We start from the raw sequence: 17,550 nt of genomic DNA on the forward strand, positions 1-17,550 counted from the left end.
TGGTTGCAACTATGAAAAAAAAATCAACCCGCACTGATACCCATTATCTTAAAGTGATAATGGAAAAAATTGAACCATTTTTGAATTATGAGAATTATGGTGCAAATACTCGGTTTACTATTAATGAAAAACATAATGAAAAATGTTATTTCATTAAAAGCGGTGCGGTTTCGTTGTATCGGTATCCTGACGGAGTATTACTGGAAATTTTTGATGCGCCAACACTAAGAGGTTATATACCACTCATTAAAGACAGTGAAACAGAATATGTCATCAAACTACTATTAACATCCGAGGTTGCGATCGTTTCCAAAGAAGCATTGTTTAATTTATTATCGACTCAAAATTTATGGGAAGAGTTCGCACGTTATCAAATGGCGCTTATTTCATCTGTATCAGAAGTCATTTACAGACTATCGACGCCTAACAGTTATGATTCAATCCGCCATCAGTTGATTGAATTGATGGCAAAGCCGAGTGAAATCAGGGAACTCATTACGGCTGAGAACTATATCCGCTGTAAAACCCGGATGTCCCGAAGCAGTATAATGCGTATATTATCAGATCTTAAAACAGGTGGTTATATTACGATTGAAAGAGGGATTCTACGTGGAGTTCATAATCTCCCGCTAAAATATTAGGATAATCGTCACGGAATCAGAGATAATAATTATTTCAGGCGTGGCAGGAAGAACGTACAACAGGATGTTTATTTTGCGTAGAGTTTATATTATCTCTGATGATCAATATTTTGCACTGGGTATGGCTGGTCTTTTTTATAAGGTAAATGTGAACATCATTTGCCCGCAAGATATATTTGATAAAAAACAAGTCCTGGAAGGAGGGATTTGTTATGTGTACATAAAAAACAGAAGGTTGCATCAACTGCTTTGTCATTACTTAAGATATATGACATGTAAATTCATATTTTTTTGCCAAACGCACATTATGATGTTGAAGCGAAGTTTAGGTATTACTTCTGGCCTGCAAAAATAGATCTTCACTCTTTACGGAAAAGAACAGCACAGGTCTCACTCAATTACAATTATAATATTCATTCCACATTAACTTCTGCGGCTCAGAGAAGTACGGAATTAATTTCACAGGGTGTTGAAAATTATGTCACCTGGATTAAGGCCAGCAGTAAAGATGCTAAAGTAGTCCAAAGACATTACCGTGCTGTCAAAAAGTCTGCAGGCATTGAGAGCGTAAGCGTTCATAATTTATTTCTTACAGAATATATCGCTGTAAGTCATATGTTGATGGTCTGGCTTTCAGGTTGGACTGAGCTAAATATATTTCGGAACCTGAAACAACAAAAGATTGTTAATGCTGGATTGGTTGACTCAGTATAAGTTTCAGATAATTAATATTATCTATATAGAAGCATTGAGAAAGGAAAAATGTATCTAATCACAGGATTAATACATAAGGCAGGGGGGGCGCCTGTCTCATGGAAACATTATTCGTGCCATAAGCTTACACTGGAGCAGTGTGTAAAAATGCTATCGAGGCCAAAGGCGGCGGGTAAAAGCTATGGATATCCGGTTACGATTACTGATTACCACTGCAAAAAAATGGTGGAAAATGATCGGTAAAATACCCCTGACAGAAACAGAGGGCTGACACGAGAGGAGCTTTGTCTACTAGCCTGCCGAGCGGAAGGGGGAGTTATAGAAAAGTATCACCCTGATATTCTATAACTTAAGATAAAGAGTATGCCTAATTTTTGCGCATCAGCCATTACATTCCTTCGATAGCGCCGGCAAACCATCACACATCACCTGCAACTCATTAAACATCCTTGCCACATGGAAACCATCGCACACCGAATGATGGACCTGCACCGCGAGAGGCAACAGCACTTTTCCATCCTGTTCGTAGTATTTGCCAAACGTGAACATTGGGGAAAAGAAGTTTTTCATATGCGCAATATTCATCGTAAAGTTCGTAAACGTTACCCACGGAATAGACGAGACGAAAAAGACGTTTTCGCGGGTCTCTTCCTTAGGCCAGTATGAAAGGTTATTGCCATAGTGCGCCGTATCTTCTGCATAGGTGTTCTGGAAGTGATGAATATTGCCGTCGAAGTGGCTCCACAATGACGAAAAGGTCTCCGTTTCTGGGTGGAAGATGGTGTAGCTGGGATGAACTTCATTCCATATGACAAGCTCATCGTCCTTCATGACCATACGGAACTCAGGATGCCGGTTCATGATTTTAGACAGGAGAAAAATGATCGTAGGGTAAAACTTCCAGCCCACCTCTTTGATATGTTTTCGCAGCGCGGTGATGTCGATCAGAACCGTTTGGTTAATTGTACACTCAGCAAATGACTGGAAGACTTCAAAATGCTCTTTCCTTGCCCAACGAGATAAATCAACAGGCGTATAGTCCGGGGCTGTTTTTTTCATATTATAACCTTTGATTATCAATCACCTGAAGGGTTTTGGGTCAGAAACAACCGCGCAACCATTTCAACCGTATCTAATCTTCCTGTCAATCTCAGCCTGTGGTTTTCCGAACAGATATCCCTGAACGAGATCGCAGCCAAGCGCCTGAAGACGTTCAAGCTGCGCTTCGGTTTCAACGCCTTCTGCAATGACCCTCATATTGAGGCTCTTCGCCATGCCGGTAATCAATTTAACGATATTAAGGGCATCATCCTGCGTGGATATCGGGTTCACAAAGGATTTATCGATTTTAATTTTATCAAAATTCAGTTCACTCAGTCTTGATAGCGACGAATAGCCCGTTCCGAAATCATCGATAGAAATTTTTACACCCAGCGTTCTGAGCTTTTTGAGAATAGTGATCGGCGTATTGCTGTTACTGAAGAGCGAAGACTCCGTAACCTCTAATTCAAGACGGTTTGCCGGAAGTCCTGTCTCCTTCAGGATTGACTGTACCATCGCCGTAAAGGATTTCGTGCCCAGCTGAACGGGTGATACGTTCACAGAGATCCTTGCCGGAACCGCCCATGAGACCGCTTCCCGGCAGGCAAGCTCAAGCACATTTTTGCCAATCTGATTGATCATCCCCGTTTTTTCAGCGACAGAGATAAAGTAATCAGGTGACAGTATCCCCTTCACCGGGTGTATCCAGCGAATAAGCGCTTCGTAGCCGTAAATTTCATTGCTGAATGAATCGACAATAGGCTGATAATAAACAACGAACTCATGGTTATCGATCGCCAGTGCCATATCATGTTCAAGGGTTCTACTTTCCTGCAGCTTTTGCAGCATCCACTGACGGAAGACTTTTATCTGCTGTGAACCCTCTTTTTTGGCTTCGTAGAGCGCCAAATCGGCAAATTTATAAAGATAATCAGAGCGCCGTTCATTATCCGATAACACGATACCCACACAGGTGGCGATTTTTATCAGCTGGTTATTAATCGTATAGGGCTGGCTGATATGCTCGCTTATCTCTTTGGCGCGCGAAACGGCTGCTGTTTCGGTGAGGCCGCTGGACAGCAGAGCGAATTCGTCTCCGCCCAAACGGTAAAATGTATCAGTGGCGCTGCTCATTGAGGTGAGGCGTCTGGATACCTGATTCAACAGCAAATCTCCGGCATCATGGCCATAGGTATCGTTGACCTCTTTGAAGCGGTCTAAATCAAATAACATCACCGTGACGGGGATATGGTTTTGATCTGCCTGAAGATTAATTTTGTTGAGATCGTCCCAGAAAAAAAGGCGGTTTTTCATGCCGGTGAGGGAGTCATGATAAACATCATACTCCAGCTTCGAGTTCTGAATTTGCAGCGTTTCTTTTGATATCTGAAGTTCGTCGGCAAGGCTTTTAACCTGCATGTGTGCTTTGAGAATGTTTTTATTCTGGTAGATCATTAAGAAACCCAGAATAAAGCTTAAAATCACAAGGAGTAATGAAAGTACGGAATAAATATAGTACAGGATCTGTATTTTATGGTTGGATTCATTAACCGTGTTAATATCTTTCGTCAATGCCGTTGCAGAAAGCTGACTTAGCGGCGCATCGAGATCATGCATATTTGTCAGGTATGCCTGTAACTCCGGATGGCTCATTTTTTCAAGATGGCTATCCAGATAGGTCAGTATTTTTTCTAAGCGCAAAGCGAGTTCCTGATGCGCTTTATCGCTGTCAATATAGCGGCCTAAATCTCCCCCGTTCATTAAATCGCTCTGGCTTAGCATAATTTCGAGACGCATGCGGACCTGGTCTATCGTAACGTCATCAGTATCGGTTGCGTATAGACCAAGCCATGATTCAAAACGGTAATACTCTGATACCAGTTGTGCCACGGACCAGGACTCAGTGTATTGAGTCAGTTTTTGCAATTCCTGCTGTCGATCGTAAACAAGAAATGCAATATATCCTGTCGTGATAAAAAGAGAAAAAATGATACCAACCAGTATCCTGTTCATTATGTTCTCCTGAACGGCTACTCAATCTTCATTTTGCTAACCTGCCATGCTGAGCGCGAGTAATAAATCTGATTATTCAACTCAGGAAGACTGTCATAAGGGTAAACAATGAAAGATGGCCCTTTGTCTCGGATGCGCATATATTCGCCATTGACCTTTAAAGCAAGTATGGCGTTGTATTTTTTGAAATCACTGAGAGGGATCACGGTAGAGTAATCATTGAGCGCAATAACATTAACGTTAGTCCCCTTCGCACCCACATAATCCATGAGTTTGTTCATGGGGACACCCTCAAACTTTGTACGTCCATTATACCAAGGGGATGTCGTCTCGAAACTCACCACACCCAGTTTTTCAAGGCTGGCGAGATCAAACACTGCTTTTCCATTTTCATTGGTATTTTCTATATTACCGTAAATCGTTAAAATGGGTTTACCAACTGGTTTTGGCAGTTCGCCAGCCCAGGTTACACTTTGTACCAGACAGCATAACAGCAGTAGGGTTAATCGCATTTTGGCCTCCACCTTTTTAACAGAAGTATAAGAATTATAATTTAGATATCACACGAGTTGATATATTTTGTTGGGGAGTAAGGGTTTTTATCGTTTTTATTGATGTAAACCCAGTTTAATCAATGGGTTATGTGTTGTGGGTGACAGGATTTTTGATACTCGAGCGACGCTTAACTTTTTGATAAAAGCTAAAATTGCGGGCATGAATGCTCTTCTGTTTAAAAAATAATCGCTTTAATTGATTGATATTAACTTCCACGACAATTTTGGGGTACCCGTAGCTTTTTGGGGGCGCGAATCTGGAGACTAAATACGCGCCCCGGGTGTGTACGCTGTTTCAGGATCACGATGATAAGCGAGGAGACTAACATTCCGATTGAGCGTGTCCCATAGCGCTTGCTTTACTTCATGTCCTCCTGGATCCCCCTTTCGCCATGCTGGCAAACACTGCGTCCCGGTAGATCCACGCATGGACGAGTGCGGCAGAGAGATGGACCAGCACCACAGCAAAAAGCAACTTTGCCAGAAGGCTATGGGCATCGTGACACCAGGCATACAGCAATGGACTGGTGGGGACAATCGCCGGCAGGTTGACGCCATCAAACATTACGATTGGCAGGCCCGCTGCCGACAGTTGCGCCCACCCCAGCAGCGGCATTGCCAGCATTAACCCATACAGTATCCAGTGTGATGCCTTTGCTGCAAGCACCTGCCAGATGGGCAAATCGGCAGGAAGTGGCGGGGTCCGGCTAAGACGCCGGTTGACCAGACGCACCAGTGCCAGCAGTAAAATGGCGATACCCAGCGGCCGGTGCAGGTCGATTAACCAAATCCGGTGATGTAACGACGTCATCATCGCGGTACCGATGAAAAGCATGGCCAGGATCATCACCGCCATCAGCCAGTGCAGGCTTCGCGCCAGGGTATTGAAATGCTGCGGCGCGTGCTCTCGCATGTCTTTATTCGAGCTCATTTTACCTCCTGCTTTTGCACGGCTTCGGTGGCCTTGCCGTAGCCGATTTCCCGCTCACGGCGGCTGAAAGAGTGGGAGTAGGCCGCGGAGCGGGCGTTTAAAATGGGATCATCAGACACCGCAACGCCTGCAGGAACAATCGAAGGGTCAAAGTTAACGTCGCGGCACGCACCTGTGGATTGTGTTTCGACGCGCGTCACTTCCAGCGTGCCGGCTACCACCTTTTTGCGATCGTCCGGCCATGGTTGGGAAGGGTCATCCACGGGATCGCCCGGCTGTGCGAGCTGCAAAACATAATCCCAGTAGAGTGGCTTCTGCGCCAGGCGCTGACGCAGGTTTTCGAACAGGAAGTTGTCATCGACTTTCTGTCGTTGCTCATCGCTTATCGACAGGAAAGGCTCGTGCGGACGCATCATCCAGCGTACGGCTTGACGATCCCCCTGCGCGTTCACAAGGTAAAAGGCGTTAATGCTGTAAAACGTCGCCCCCGCGAAGCTGCCGGGCGCGGGTTTTTGTGCCGCCCATTTAAGGTATTTCTCCGCCTCCGGGTACGCTTTCAAAAAGTCTTTGAGACGCTGCGGATCCGGTTTGCCGGTGGCCACATCAACGGCGGTGGCTTTTCGCAAGGCCAAAAAACCTTCCGGGCTGTGCGTGGCGAAGAAAGGCTCGTTGTTCATCGCCATCCGCCATTGTTGCTTATCATCTGTCTTCAGCAGCAGCGCCATGCTCAGGGTTTTGGTCGTAGTATCCGGGGCATGCGGATCGCCAGTACCAATAGAGAATCGACCCACCACGGGCACTTCCTGCTGCGAGAAGAGGCGGGAGGTTGAAAGAGAAGCCGCCGAGCCGTTTGGCGTAAAGGTGCCGGCAAAGCAGATGCCTTTTCCATGCGCGCGGCGAAAACCCGGCGGGAAGGGTTTCGGTGTTTCCCCTACCAGTGCCTGACTGACCGTGCGTGAACTAAGCCAGCCCGCCGTCCATGCAAAAGCAGTTGCTAACGTACCGGCGACAACGGCGATCGCTGCCAGCGCGCCCCAGGTTTTTTTGGACCTCAAATCCAGTTTCTGCATAGACTTTTTTCCAGAACAAAATATCTTCACCTGTCATGCGCAACGTATTGCGCGTGACAGGTGTTAATACAGTGGCGTATATGGCTCGAGTATAGGAACTAAGGGGCGTAAAGAAAGAATATCACGAAAAGTTTAAACTTTTCCGCTGTCAAAAAGACTGGGTTACGCATCGTGTCGGAAGTTGTGACCGAGTCGGTGACCCAGCGAGAAATAGTGGCGAAATAGATAATAGAGGGGTTTCCATTCTTCCACATTAAATTTTACCCCTCTCTGAGTACGAATTAATAATGCCTCAGATATGTGGACGCATGTTATCGTGGCATCAACGGACACCAGGTTCCCCTGCGAACCGGTCAGGGGCGATATCCCGCCAACCTTAGCCTCTATTTGTACAGGACACTGTTTAATTCTCAACGAGTTAATCGTCACTGCCTTTTCCTTATGGAAATTCCCGCAGCTAAATTTGTCCTGTTCAAAAACATATCCCATCTTTTTCTTCCATTCCGGTGGCGATGCTTTTCCCGTTTTATTGGCGATAGCTTCAATATTCTGCCAGAGCCTGCTGTCCGGTATGTTCAGAACAATATCGGGGTTACCCGTGATATTTTCATAACACTTTCCGGAGGTGCCAAGCCCGAACACGATATTCCGGTCAAGGATCCACCACGACGAGACCGGGCTTAGGTTGGTTGAACCGTCAGGATTTTGGCTGGAGATAATGGCGACAGGTGTACCAAAATATAAAGAAGCAAAATCGACCTGCTGGGTTTTCATTTTATCATCCTCTGATTAAAGGAGACCCAGTCTACGTCGTGCAAACGTGCGTTACTTCGGTGAAGCGCGAAGTAAAACGCGCCTCACCGAATTTCCAGGAGCGCAAAGTTAACCACTTCTTTCTGAGCAGGGAGAAGAGATCACGTTCAGCCTTTAAGGAAATAAGAACGTGTGAAATTATGAGCCCATATATGCTGGTCTCCTGGTTTACTTGCCCTTATTTTTGTAAAGCATCGAGACGCAAGCGCCACAAATCATAGCGTTCTTCTCCCGGTTTAACGGTTCCCGCGAAGTGGTCATTGAGGCGACTCGAGGTAAATACCAGGTCTCCGTTCGGACGGATTGCCGGTGTGTCTGGCCAGCGCACCTCTTCGCTTGCCGCAATCAGCGACATGGAATGGGTTTCAGGATCATATCTGACGATACCATTGCGTGTGACATCGGTAATGTAGAGGTTACCTTTTACATCTGTCACCATTCCGTCGGTGTTGCCCCCCACGCGACCCAGATCGCGGATCTGCCCGGAAATTTGCGCATTGGTTGACGCAGGCTGCCTCAGTATGGCAGTTGGTACCGCATATGCGTGCGTGCCGGTTGTCACCGTCCAGTACAGCGTGCCCGCATCGGGTGAAAGCGCAATACCATTGATACCAATCAGTAATGGTTTACCTGGCCAGACTTCAACCCCGTGTGAGACGACTTTACCGCCAGGCTCAATCTGCAGCGCAGGGTGACGATCGAGCACGCGCCGGGCCGTACCGGTAGCGAAATCAACGATAATTAGTCCCACCTGGTTTTCAGGCGCACTCCGCGAGCCGCTGTCGGAGATATAGGCGACACGGCGATACTCATCGACCACCACATCATTCAGAAAGCTGGCCTTGCGGTCCGCTACGCCGTCCAGGGCGATGCGTTTGATGGTACGGCCAGAGTGGAGATCCAGTACGACCAGCTTCTGCGCCCCCACGGGGGACTCTGTTTCGCCTGCAACAAAACCCATGTCCAGCGCCCATAGCCAGCCGTTTTTACGGTCAATATAAAAACCGAGCACGTTGCGCAGGTTCTGAGCCGGATCGGTGTTCACCGCATTCCCCTCGCGGGAGGGAAACGCCGTCAGGCGGGCAGGGCCAGACTGCGCCGTCGTATCCAGAATGCTTAACGTGGCGGGGGATGCGGCGGAAACCAGCCGGGGCGTGCTGACAAAGGCACGGTCCATTGCATCAAAGTGGATACCCGCAACTGGGGCATTGACCGAACCGGAAAACGTCGCAGGTATCTTTCCATCTTGAGCGGTATCCCAGCTCACACCGGCGTAGCTTCGCCAGCGCTCCAGAGGAGGGTGGTTCACCGCGTTGACAACACTCGGGAAAGAGAACAACACCGCCATTGTGATGGCGGGCAGAATAAGGGGGCGATTGAACATTGACAGGCTCCAGTGGAACGTTCAGGTGATGAATGCTGGCCACTTTACTCATCGTCCAACGGAAGATAAATTAGCCAAATTGAAAAACATTTGTTCCTGAGAGAGCAAAATGAGCCGGAAATTTGATTACCTCGGCGACGTTGAAGTCTTCATTGCTGTGGTTGAACACGGCTCATTTACGGGCGCAGCGGTTGCCCTTTCAAGCACCCCTTCGGTACTGAGCCGCGCGATCACTCGCCTGGAAGCGCGTCTTGGACGGCAGCTGTTACAGCGCACGACCCGCCGGGTGGGGCTGACCGAAGCCGGACGCGTCTATCTTGAGCAGGCTCGCTCAGCGTTTTCTCTGCTCGATGACGCCGAACGCATTGGCCGGGGTCAGGAAGGGGATCTGACCGGTCGCGTGAGAATGAGTGTCCCGACCACCTATGCCCACTACCGTCTGCCGCCGCTGCTGGCGCACTATAATCAACGCTACCCACGCGTACAGGTGGAGCTGAACATTACCAATCGCAACGTTGACCTGATCGCAGAGGGGTTCGATCTGGCGATCCGTCTGGGGCAGTTGCCTGACAGTGGACTTGTGGCGCGTAAGCTGGAAGACGCGGCATTGCTTCTGGTCGCCTCCCCGGACTACCTGCATCGGAGAGGAAAGCCTCAGACGCTGGAAGAGCTGCAGGGCCATCAGTGCCTGCCGTTTATCATGCCGCGCACCGGGCGCATCGCCCCCTGGGTATTTCATGATGAAGGGCGCGATATTGACTGGATGCCGGGTTCAACTATCGAAATATCAGACGATGTACTCGGCGTGGTTTCGCTGGCGGAGCAGGGGATGGGGATCTGCCAGAGCTATGAGTTTATCGTTCGCGACAGAATACAGCGCGGCCAGTTGGTTGAGGTCCTGCCACACCTCCGGGGACGATCGCGACCTTTCTCCGTGCTGTTTGCCCCGCACCGACGTCAGTCAACAGCCACCCGGGCAATGATTGACCTTCTGACCCGGCAAGAATGACAAGGACGTGTCCACCATGAAAAAAGCGCGTTTTTCTTTTTGGATCCCACTCATCGCGAGCGGGATAGTACTGATATCGGGTTTTGTGGTCTGGTCAGTCAATATTTACCGCGTGACGTACCTTTCGATCCGCGGGGAGCAGTACCTTGCCTGTGGGGCGTTACTGCTGGCACTGGTGCCGATGGTCTATTTCATCAGAAAGGGGAGACTGAAAGGTAAGCGCCTTGCTGACGCGGTAAAAATCTACCTCGGCTTTTTTATTTGCAGCCTGCCGGTTGCCATGTTCGTGGTCTTTACAACGGCCTGGCTGCTGGAGGGGGACTATTCGGCCTGGAGCAAACCTTACCGGTATGAATCCAGTACCCGCCACACCTGCTCGGGTGCGGAAGTCTACGAGCCGGAATTAAAGAAGGAGATCCGCATCTGTAACCCGCAGGGTCACGTTTATTCCGATACCACACTGTATGTGGAAAAGCGGAGCAATGCCCTGGGGATTGTGGTGCTTTGGGCTATCACGCGCGCCTGAATCAGGGAAAGTCAGGGCGCGAGAATCAGCGTCAGCCCGCCTCCAGCATCCCAAAACTCACAATCCGCGCGCGTCCCAGCTCTTTTGCCCGGTATAGCGCCACATCCGCGGCGCGCAGCAGGTTGTCGGTCTGGGCATGTTGCGGGTAGCTTGCAATGCCAATCGACACATCAACCGGCCCAATCTCGGTCAGTCCGTAGCGAAGCGACAGCTCATGTACGCCGGTGTAAATCTTCTGCGCACAGGCGTACGCGCCTGCTTCATCGGCACCAGAAAGCAGCACCAAAAACTCCTCGCCCCCGTAGCGGAACGCCAGTCCGTTGTCATGTGCGACCCGCTGAACGATTGACGCCACGCTTTTAATTACCTGATCGCCCGCTTCATGGCCAAATCGGTCATTGATGCTCTTGAAGTGATCGATGTCTATCATCATGCAGCTTAACGGTTCGCCGGTGCGTAACGCCTGTGCCGTTTGGGTTTGCAGGGTATCTTCCAGATGATGACGGTTACGCAGGCCGGTGAGCGGGTCGAACAAGGCTTTTTCCAGCAACGCGTCGCGCAGACGCTGGTTGGCCAGCGCCAGCCCGAGCGCTTCGGCCATCAGTTCCAGATAGGCGCGGGAAGGGGCGTTGTCCGCCGTAATATTCTGGAAGGAGAGCAGGCCAATGGCCTCGCCCTGGGCGATAAGCGGCACGCACAGGGAACTTTCCGCCTGGGAGGACGGCAGATGGTAGCAGGCGACATCCGGCTCACCGTTTACCGGCGGGTGGCTCTGCCCGCGGCGCACGGCCCAGCACTCGTCCGGATGGAAGCTTATCTCTTCACCAACCGGTGAAAGCCATTGCGCGACGCAGCGCATCTGCCACGGCTCCCGGTCAAGGACGTAGAGTCGGCCCGCGATCCCCGGCGCGATATTGGGGGCAAACAGCTCCGCCACGTTAATCACATCGTTAAAGTTTTCACACCCCTGCAGCCGCTGGGTCATGCGCGCCAGCAGCTCGCGGATGGACCAGTCGGCATCGCGCTCTTTTTCCAGACGCTGTCGCGCCAGGCCGTTTTCGCGGAAAATGCGGATGGCCTGGGCCATATCGCCAATCTCATCAATCTGGTGGAAATTGGGCGTTTCAACCGCGTAATCCTGGGACGCCAGACGATGCACCACGTCGCTCAGACGCACCACGGGACGCAGCACGCGGCGCTTTAATATAAAGCCGAGAACAAACAGGAACAGCAGGGCGGTCAGGCCGACCATCAGCTCAGAGGCCGTACGCAGCGCTTTCGATTTTTTTGTCGCGTCCTGAACGGAGGCGATGACGCGTTTGTCGAGTATCTGGCGGAAGTGATCGAGCTGGCTCTGCGCGCGCTCAAGCTCCTGCTCATAGGGCGCACCGTAGAGCAGCGCAACGGCCTGGGCATCTTCTCCCTGCGCCGCGCTCGTTAGTGCCGTCTGCTGCTCGTCCTGCAGCTCATCGACGATCTTTATTCCTTCATGCAGCAGGGCCAGTTCTTCATCCGATGCGCCATTATCCTGCAACTTTTCCAGCCGAAGCTCGATGCGCTTCAGGCTATTTTCTGCCTGGTTGTATTCCTTGAGAACCTGAGGATCTTTTTTAATGACGTACAGCCGCGCTAAATCAGACTGCGCCCAGATATCGGTTTCGATATCTTCCGTCAGCTGATCAAATTTCTGCCGTTGTTCAACGGCCTGACGCTCGAGGGTATCAGCGCTGGACGCCATCAGCATGATGATGCCGGAGGCGATGGTCAGGCAGACCGTGGCACCATAGGCCCAGTTTGTTATCGTCGCGATTCGCACCTGGTGATCCTTTTACGACATGAGTAGGATGGCGTTCTTCAAATTATAGAAAACGTTTGATTTAAGGCGAAAAAAAAGGCGGCACAGCGCCGCCTGGTGTGGTCTATATCGTCACATCCTCACAATTCTGGAGGATTTTTTCCTTCTTCGATGAAGTCGGGGTCCAGCTCTTCGGCGTTACCTTCGTGATCGCGTCCGGAGAAGAGGTTCCAGCAGGCGATAAACAGCGCGGCGATGAGCGGCCCAATCACAAAGCCGTTAATGCCGTACAGCTCCATGCCGCCGAGAGTGGAGATCAGAATCAGGTAGTCCGGCATTTTGGTGTCTTTCCCCACCAGCAGCGGGCGCAGAATATTGTCCACCAGCCCGACGATAATTACGAAGAAGCCGACAATAAACAGCCCTTGCCAAAGCTGATGGGTGGCGAACAGGAAGATGGCGGCGGGCACCCAGACAATCGCCGAGCCGATGGCGGGCACCAGCGAGAGGAAGGCCATCAATGCGCCCCAGAGCACGCTGCCATCAATGCCTGCAATGGCAAACGCAATCCCGCCGAGCGTGCCCTGCACCACCGCGACCACCGCCGTGCCTTTTACCGTCGCCCGAGAAACGCCGACGAATTTGGCGAACAGGTGCTGTTTAGCGAAATCAGACAGCGGCAGGGAGTCGAGGATCTGGCGCACCAGATACGGGCCGTCTTTCAGCAGGAAGAACAGCAGATACAGCATGATGCCGAAGCTAATCGCAAAGCCAAACGTCCCCTTGCCAATCAGGAACGCGCTGCCGGCGAGATATTGCCCGCCCTGCAGGGCGACATCAGAGAGTTTTTTCTGGATCTGCGCCGCGTTGGTCAGGTTATGATCCGCCAGGAAGCCGCTGGCCCAGTCAGGCAGATGGTTAAAGATGCTCGCCACCACTTCCGGGAACTGGGTGTTGTTCTCCTGGAGCTTCGTATACACCACGTTCAGCTCAATGGCGAGCGAGGAGAGGATCACCATCAACGGAATAAAGACGATCAGGCAGATAATGCCAATGGTCAACAGCGAGGCAAGCCCGTTGCGATCCCCCAGCGCTGCGCGCAGCCTGTTTTTTACCGGGTTGAAGATGACGGTCAGAATGGCAGCCCAGAGTATCGCGGAGAAGTAGGGCGACAGCACGTCGAAGAAGGCCCAGGTCACGAGGGCAAGAATAAAGATAAAGAAACCTTTGGTCAGTCCGTTAAAGCGCATCAGTCAATCCTGGTTACTAAGAAACTGTGTCGACTATAGAACTGATTGTGAGAATTACCAACCTTGCGTCAGGGGGCGGGCAGTGTTGCGGTATGAATCCGCTCTTCACGGATACCACTTTCGACTGACCGAAGATCGCCGCTTCCCGCACCATGCTGTAAGTATCTGCTTGCGGAGGTGCTTATGGCCTGGCGTCCAATTCTCTATGTGATCCTCACAACCCACCCCAGACTCAGCGCGAGGCGTGCCCGTTTGCGTCTTGTCATCTAGCTTTTTATTAACAATCGCGGTATAACACACCTTCTTTGGATGTTTAGATGTCCATACGTATAGAAGGTAATATGCAAACACAACAAGAAAATGGGCAGCTTAAGCGCACCATGAAAACACGCCACCTGATTATGCTCTCGCTGGGCGGCGTGATTGGGACAGGGTTATTCTTCAATACCGGCTACATCATTTCAACGACCGGGGCGGCAGGGACGCTGCTGGCGTACCTGATAGGCGCGCTGGTGGTCTGGCTGGTGATGCAGTGTCTGGGCGAACTTTCCGTGGCGATGCCGGAAACCGGCGCGTTCCACGTCTATGCCGCGCGTTATCTTGGCCCGGCGACGGGCTACACCGTGGCGTGGCTCTACTGGCTCACCTGGACGGTGGCGCTCGGCTCGAGCTTTACCGCCGCCGGGTTCTGCATGCAGTACTGGTTCCCGCAGGTGCCCGTCTGGGCCTGGTGCGTGGTCTTCTGCGTGGTGATTTTTGGCCTGAACGTCATCTCGACGCGCTTCTTTGCTGAAGGCGAATTCTGGTTCTCCCTGGTCAAAGTCATTACCATCATCGCCTTTATTATCCTTGGCGGGGCGGCGGTCTTTGGCTTTATCCCGATGCAGGACGGTTCCCCCGCGCCGGGCTTAAGCAATATCACTGCCGAAGGCTGGTTCCCGCACGGCGGCCTGCCGATCCTGATGACCATGGTGGCGGTGAACTTTGCCTTTTCCGGGACAGAACTCATCGGCATCGCGGCGGGCGAAACGGAAAATCCGCACAAGGTGATTCCGGTTGCGATCCGCACCACCATCGCGCGCCTGATTATCTTCTTTATCGGCACCGTGTTTGTGCTGGCGGCGCTGATCCCGATGCAGCAGGCGGGGGTAGAAAAGAGCCCGTTCGTGCTGGTGTTTGAGAAGGTGGGGATTCCTTACGCGGCGGATATTTTTAACTTTGTGATCCTGACGGCGATCCTCTCGGCGGCAAACTCCGGGCTGTACGCGTCCGGGCGCATGCTGTGGTCGCTCTCGAATGAGAAAACACTCCCGCGCTGCTTTGCCCGGGTGAACAAAAACGGCGTGCCGCTGACGGCGCTCTCGGTTTCCATGCTTGGCGGCGTGCTGGCGCTGTTCTCAAGCGTGGTGGCGCCGGACACGGTGTTTGTTGCGCTGTCGGCGATTTCTGGCTTTGCGGTGGTGGCGGTGTGGATCAGCATCTGCGCGTCGCACTTCGTTTTCCGCCGTCGTCATCTACAGTCCGGGCAGCCGCTCTCTGCGCTGCAGTACCGCGCGCCGTGGTATCCGCTGGTGCCGGTGCTTGGTTTTATCCTCTGCGTGGTGGCCTGTGTCGGCCTGTGGTTTGACCCAAGCCAGCGCATTGCCCTTTATTGCGGGATCCCGTTTGTCGCCCTGTGTTATGGTGCCTACTACCTGACCCGAAACATGACATCGCAGGAGCCTGAACATGTCGCAGAATAACCCGCTTACCGCCATCCTTAAAAAACAGCCGTTTGTGGTGCTGGATGGCGCGATGGCAACGGAGCTGGAAGCGCGCGGCTGTAACCTTGCAGACAGCCTATGGTCTGCCAAAGTGCTGGTTGAAAACCCGGATCTTATCCGCGAAGTACATCTCGACTACTACCGAGCGGGCGCGCAGGTGGCGATCACCGCCAGCTATCAGGCCACGCCTGCGGGGTTTGCGGCGCGAGGTCTGGACGAGGCGCAGTCCCGCGCGCTGATTGGTAAAAGCGTGGAACTGGCGCGTAAGGCGCGCGAAGCGTATCTGGCTGAAAATCCGCACGCGGGTACGCTGCTGGTGGCGGGATCCGTTGGGCCGTACGGCGCGTATCTTGCGGATGGCTCAGAGTATCGCGGCGACTATGTGCGCAGTGCGCAAGAATTTACCACCTTCCATCGTCCTCGAGTGGAAGCGCTGCTGGATGCGGGCGCTGACCTGCTGGCCTGCGAAACCCTACCATCCTTTGAGGAGATTAAGGCGCTGGCGGCGTTGCTGTCTGAATATCCCCGCGCCCGGGCGTGGTTCTCGTTCACCTTACGCGACAGCGAGCACCTGAGCGACGGTACGCCGCTGCGTGAGGTGGTCAGCGTACTGGCGAATTCTCCGCACATTGTCGCGCTGGGCATCAACTGCATCGCCCTGGAAAACACTACGGCGGCACTGAAGCATCTGCAAAGCCTGACGTCGCTGCCGCTGGTGGTCTACCCGAACTCGGGCGAGCACTATGACGCGGTAACTAAAACCTGGCACCACCACGGCGAAGCGTGCGAGACGCTGGCGGGGTATCTGCCCCAGTGGCTGGACGCCGGAGCGAAGCTGATTGGCGGCTGCTGTCGCACCACGCCGAAGGATATTGCTGAGCTTACCGCGAAGCGCTGATGCCCTCACCCTGACCCTCTCCCACGGGAGAGGGAAAAAAACAACCGCACAAAACCAACTATCCTTTCCCGCTTTTTATCTAAAAACGAATCGTTATGAGCGATTCATTTTTATTCCTTTATCAAAATTCCCGCGCCGGAAATACTGCCCTCATAACAACAAGGGGAGCAGGCACTATGGCAATTTCATCGCGAATCACACTTCTCGGCGCACTGGCGCTGTGGGCATTTCAGGCGCAGGCGGTGGACGTCACCGTCGCCTATCAAACCTCTGCGGAACCGGCGAAAGTCGCGCAGGCGGACAACACCTTTGCCAAAGAGAGCGGCGCGAAAGTCGACTGGCGCAAGTTCGACAGCGGCGCCTCCGTCGTGCGTGCGTTAGCCTCCGGCGACGTGCAGATCGGCAATATCGGATCCAGTCCGCTGGCGGTTGCGGCCAGCCAGCAGGTGCCGATCGAGGTTTTCCTGCTCGCCTCGCAGCTCGGTAACTCTGAAGCGCTGGTGGTGAAGAAAAACATAACCAAACCGGAAGATCTGATCGGCAAACGCATCGCCGTGCCGTTTATCTCCACCACCCACTACAGCCTGCTGGCGGCGCTCAAACACTGGGGCATCAAGCCGGGTCAGGTACAAATTATCAACCTGCAGCCGCCGGCGATTATCGCCGCTTGGCAGCGCGGGGATATTGACGGTGCTTACGTCTGGGCACCGGCCGTGAACGAGCTGGAAAAAGACGGCACCGTGCTGACCGACTCTGAAAAAGTGGGCCAGTGGGGCGCGCCAACCCTCGACGTATGGGTCGTGCGTAAAGACTTCGCTGAGAAGCATCCAGAGGTGGTGAAAGCCTTCGCCAAAAGCGCGATTGACGCTCAGCAGCCGTACATCAGCAACCCGGATGAATGGCTGAAGCAGCCCACCAACCTGGAAAAACTCTCCCGCCTGAGCGGCGTGCCGGAAGCGGACGTGCCGGGGCTGGTGAAAGGCAATACCTATCTGACGCCCGCGCAGCAGGTGCAGCAGCTGACCGGGCCGGTGAACAAAGCGATTGTGGATACCGCCACCTTCCTGAAAGAGCAGGGCAAAGTACCTGCGGTGGCAGCGGATTACAGCCAGTACGTGACCGATCGTTTTGTGAAATAAGGAGTCCGC

The 17,550-nt window shown here is 52.3% G+C and carries 16 protein-coding genes; 7 read left to right on the forward strand and 9 right to left on the reverse strand.

Annotated features, from left to right (window positions below; translation table 11 throughout):
- Positions 1–11 precede the first annotated feature (11 nt).
- Together ACOTZB_RS05395 and ACOTZB_RS05400 are read left to right on the forward strand one after the other, a co-directional pair.
- Positions 12–641: a helix-turn-helix domain-containing protein gene (locus ACOTZB_RS05395; protein WP_072015498.1), complete on the forward strand. Its 630-nt coding sequence runs from the start codon at positions 12–14 to the stop codon at positions 639–641.
- A gap of 762 nt (positions 642–1,403) precedes the next feature.
- The gene (locus ACOTZB_RS05400; protein ID WP_072015499.1) at positions 1,404–1,598 is read left to right on the forward strand and encodes a DUF1187 family protein; all 195 of its coding nucleotides are present in this window, start codon (positions 1,404–1,406) and stop codon (positions 1,596–1,598) included.
- Between the two features lie 138 nt (positions 1,599–1,736).
- On the opposite strand, the gene catA is transcribed toward ACOTZB_RS05400, so the two are convergent.
- The 7 genes from catA to ACOTZB_RS05435 all read right to left on the reverse strand — a co-directional run bounded on the left by catA (position 1,737) and on the right by ACOTZB_RS05435 (position 9,161).
- Positions 1,737–2,414 carry a type A chloramphenicol O-acetyltransferase gene (gene catA / locus ACOTZB_RS05405; RefSeq protein ID WP_348940195.1) on the reverse strand — a complete coding sequence of 226 codons (678 nt, stop codon included), beginning with the start codon at positions 2,412–2,414 and terminating at the stop codon, positions 1,737–1,739.
- Between the two features lie 63 nt (positions 2,415–2,477).
- A complete protein-coding gene (locus ACOTZB_RS05410) occupies positions 2,478–4,409 on the reverse strand; it encodes a putative bifunctional diguanylate cyclase/phosphodiesterase (protein ID WP_421626642.1) in 1,932 nt (643 codons plus the stop codon).
- Between the two features lie 17 nt (positions 4,410–4,426).
- Positions 4,427–4,921, reverse strand: coding sequence for a molybdopterin-dependent oxidoreductase (locus ACOTZB_RS05415; protein ID WP_047650391.1), 495 nt, complete (start codon positions 4,919–4,921; stop codon positions 4,427–4,429).
- A gap of 406 nt (positions 4,922–5,327) precedes the next feature.
- Positions 5,328–5,894 (reverse strand): cytochrome b, encoded by a 567-nt coding sequence (locus ACOTZB_RS05420; protein WP_421626643.1) that lies wholly within the window; start codon positions 5,892–5,894, stop codon positions 5,328–5,330.
- Positions 5,891–6,964 carry a catalase family peroxidase gene (locus ACOTZB_RS05425; protein WP_421626644.1) on the reverse strand — a complete coding sequence of 358 codons (1,074 nt, stop codon included), beginning with the start codon at positions 6,962–6,964 and terminating at the stop codon, positions 5,891–5,893. The genes ACOTZB_RS05420 and ACOTZB_RS05425 overlap by 4 nt, the downstream gene beginning before the upstream one ends.
- 162 nt (positions 6,965–7,126) lie before the next feature.
- Positions 7,127–7,738: a flavin reductase family protein gene (locus ACOTZB_RS05430; protein WP_421626645.1), complete on the reverse strand. Its 612-nt coding sequence runs from the start codon at positions 7,736–7,738 to the stop codon at positions 7,127–7,129.
- A gap of 217 nt (positions 7,739–7,955) precedes the next feature.
- Positions 7,956–9,161, reverse strand: a complete 1,206-nt coding sequence (locus tag ACOTZB_RS05435) for an L-dopachrome tautomerase-related protein (RefSeq protein ID WP_421626646.1) — start codon at positions 9,159–9,161, stop codon at positions 7,956–7,958.
- A gap of 109 nt (positions 9,162–9,270) precedes the next feature.
- Here ACOTZB_RS05435 and ACOTZB_RS05440 point away from each other — a divergent pair, with 109 nt between their 5' ends.
- On the forward strand, positions 9,271–10,170 hold the full coding sequence (locus ACOTZB_RS05440; protein WP_193804980.1) for a LysR family transcriptional regulator: 900 nt from the start codon (positions 9,271–9,273) through the stop codon (positions 10,168–10,170).
- Between the two features lie 16 nt (positions 10,171–10,186).
- Complete coding sequence (locus tag ACOTZB_RS05445; RefSeq protein WP_421626647.1) at positions 10,187–10,696, forward strand: hypothetical protein; 510 nt, start codon at positions 10,187–10,189, stop codon at positions 10,694–10,696.
- 31 nt (positions 10,697–10,727) lie between these two features.
- On the opposite strand, the gene ACOTZB_RS05450 is transcribed toward ACOTZB_RS05445, so the two are convergent.
- Positions 10,728–12,512 (reverse strand): diguanylate cyclase, encoded by a 1,785-nt coding sequence (locus ACOTZB_RS05450; RefSeq protein WP_421626648.1) that lies wholly within the window; start codon positions 12,510–12,512, stop codon positions 10,728–10,730.
- Positions 12,513–12,631: 119 nt separating this feature from the next.
- Positions 12,632–13,741 (reverse strand): AI-2E family transporter, encoded by a 1,110-nt coding sequence (locus tag ACOTZB_RS05455; protein ID WP_193804977.1) that lies wholly within the window; start codon positions 13,739–13,741, stop codon positions 12,632–12,634.
- Positions 13,742–14,082: 341 nt separating this feature from the next.
- On the opposite strand from ACOTZB_RS05455, the gene mmuP reads away from it, so the two are divergent.
- From mmuP to tauA, 3 genes are all read left to right on the forward strand, one after another.
- A complete protein-coding gene (mmuP, locus tag ACOTZB_RS05460; RefSeq protein ID WP_008503244.1) occupies positions 14,083–15,483 on the forward strand; it encodes an S-methylmethionine permease in 1,401 nt (466 codons plus the stop codon).
- Positions 15,470–16,402, forward strand: a complete 933-nt coding sequence (gene mmuM / locus ACOTZB_RS05465; RefSeq protein ID WP_421626649.1) for a homocysteine S-methyltransferase — start codon at positions 15,470–15,472, stop codon at positions 16,400–16,402. Before mmuP ends, mmuM begins: the two co-directional genes overlap by 14 nt.
- A gap of 176 nt (positions 16,403–16,578) precedes the next feature.
- Positions 16,579–17,541, forward strand: a complete 963-nt coding sequence (gene tauA / locus ACOTZB_RS05470; protein ID WP_213330020.1) for a taurine ABC transporter substrate-binding protein — start codon at positions 16,579–16,581, stop codon at positions 17,539–17,541.
- Positions 17,542–17,550: the final 9 nt, after the last annotated feature.

The organism is Enterobacter cloacae complex sp. SHL020, from assembly GCF_049236945.1.
GTDB lineage: Bacteria > Pseudomonadota > Gammaproteobacteria > Enterobacterales > Enterobacteriaceae > Enterobacter > Enterobacter dykesii.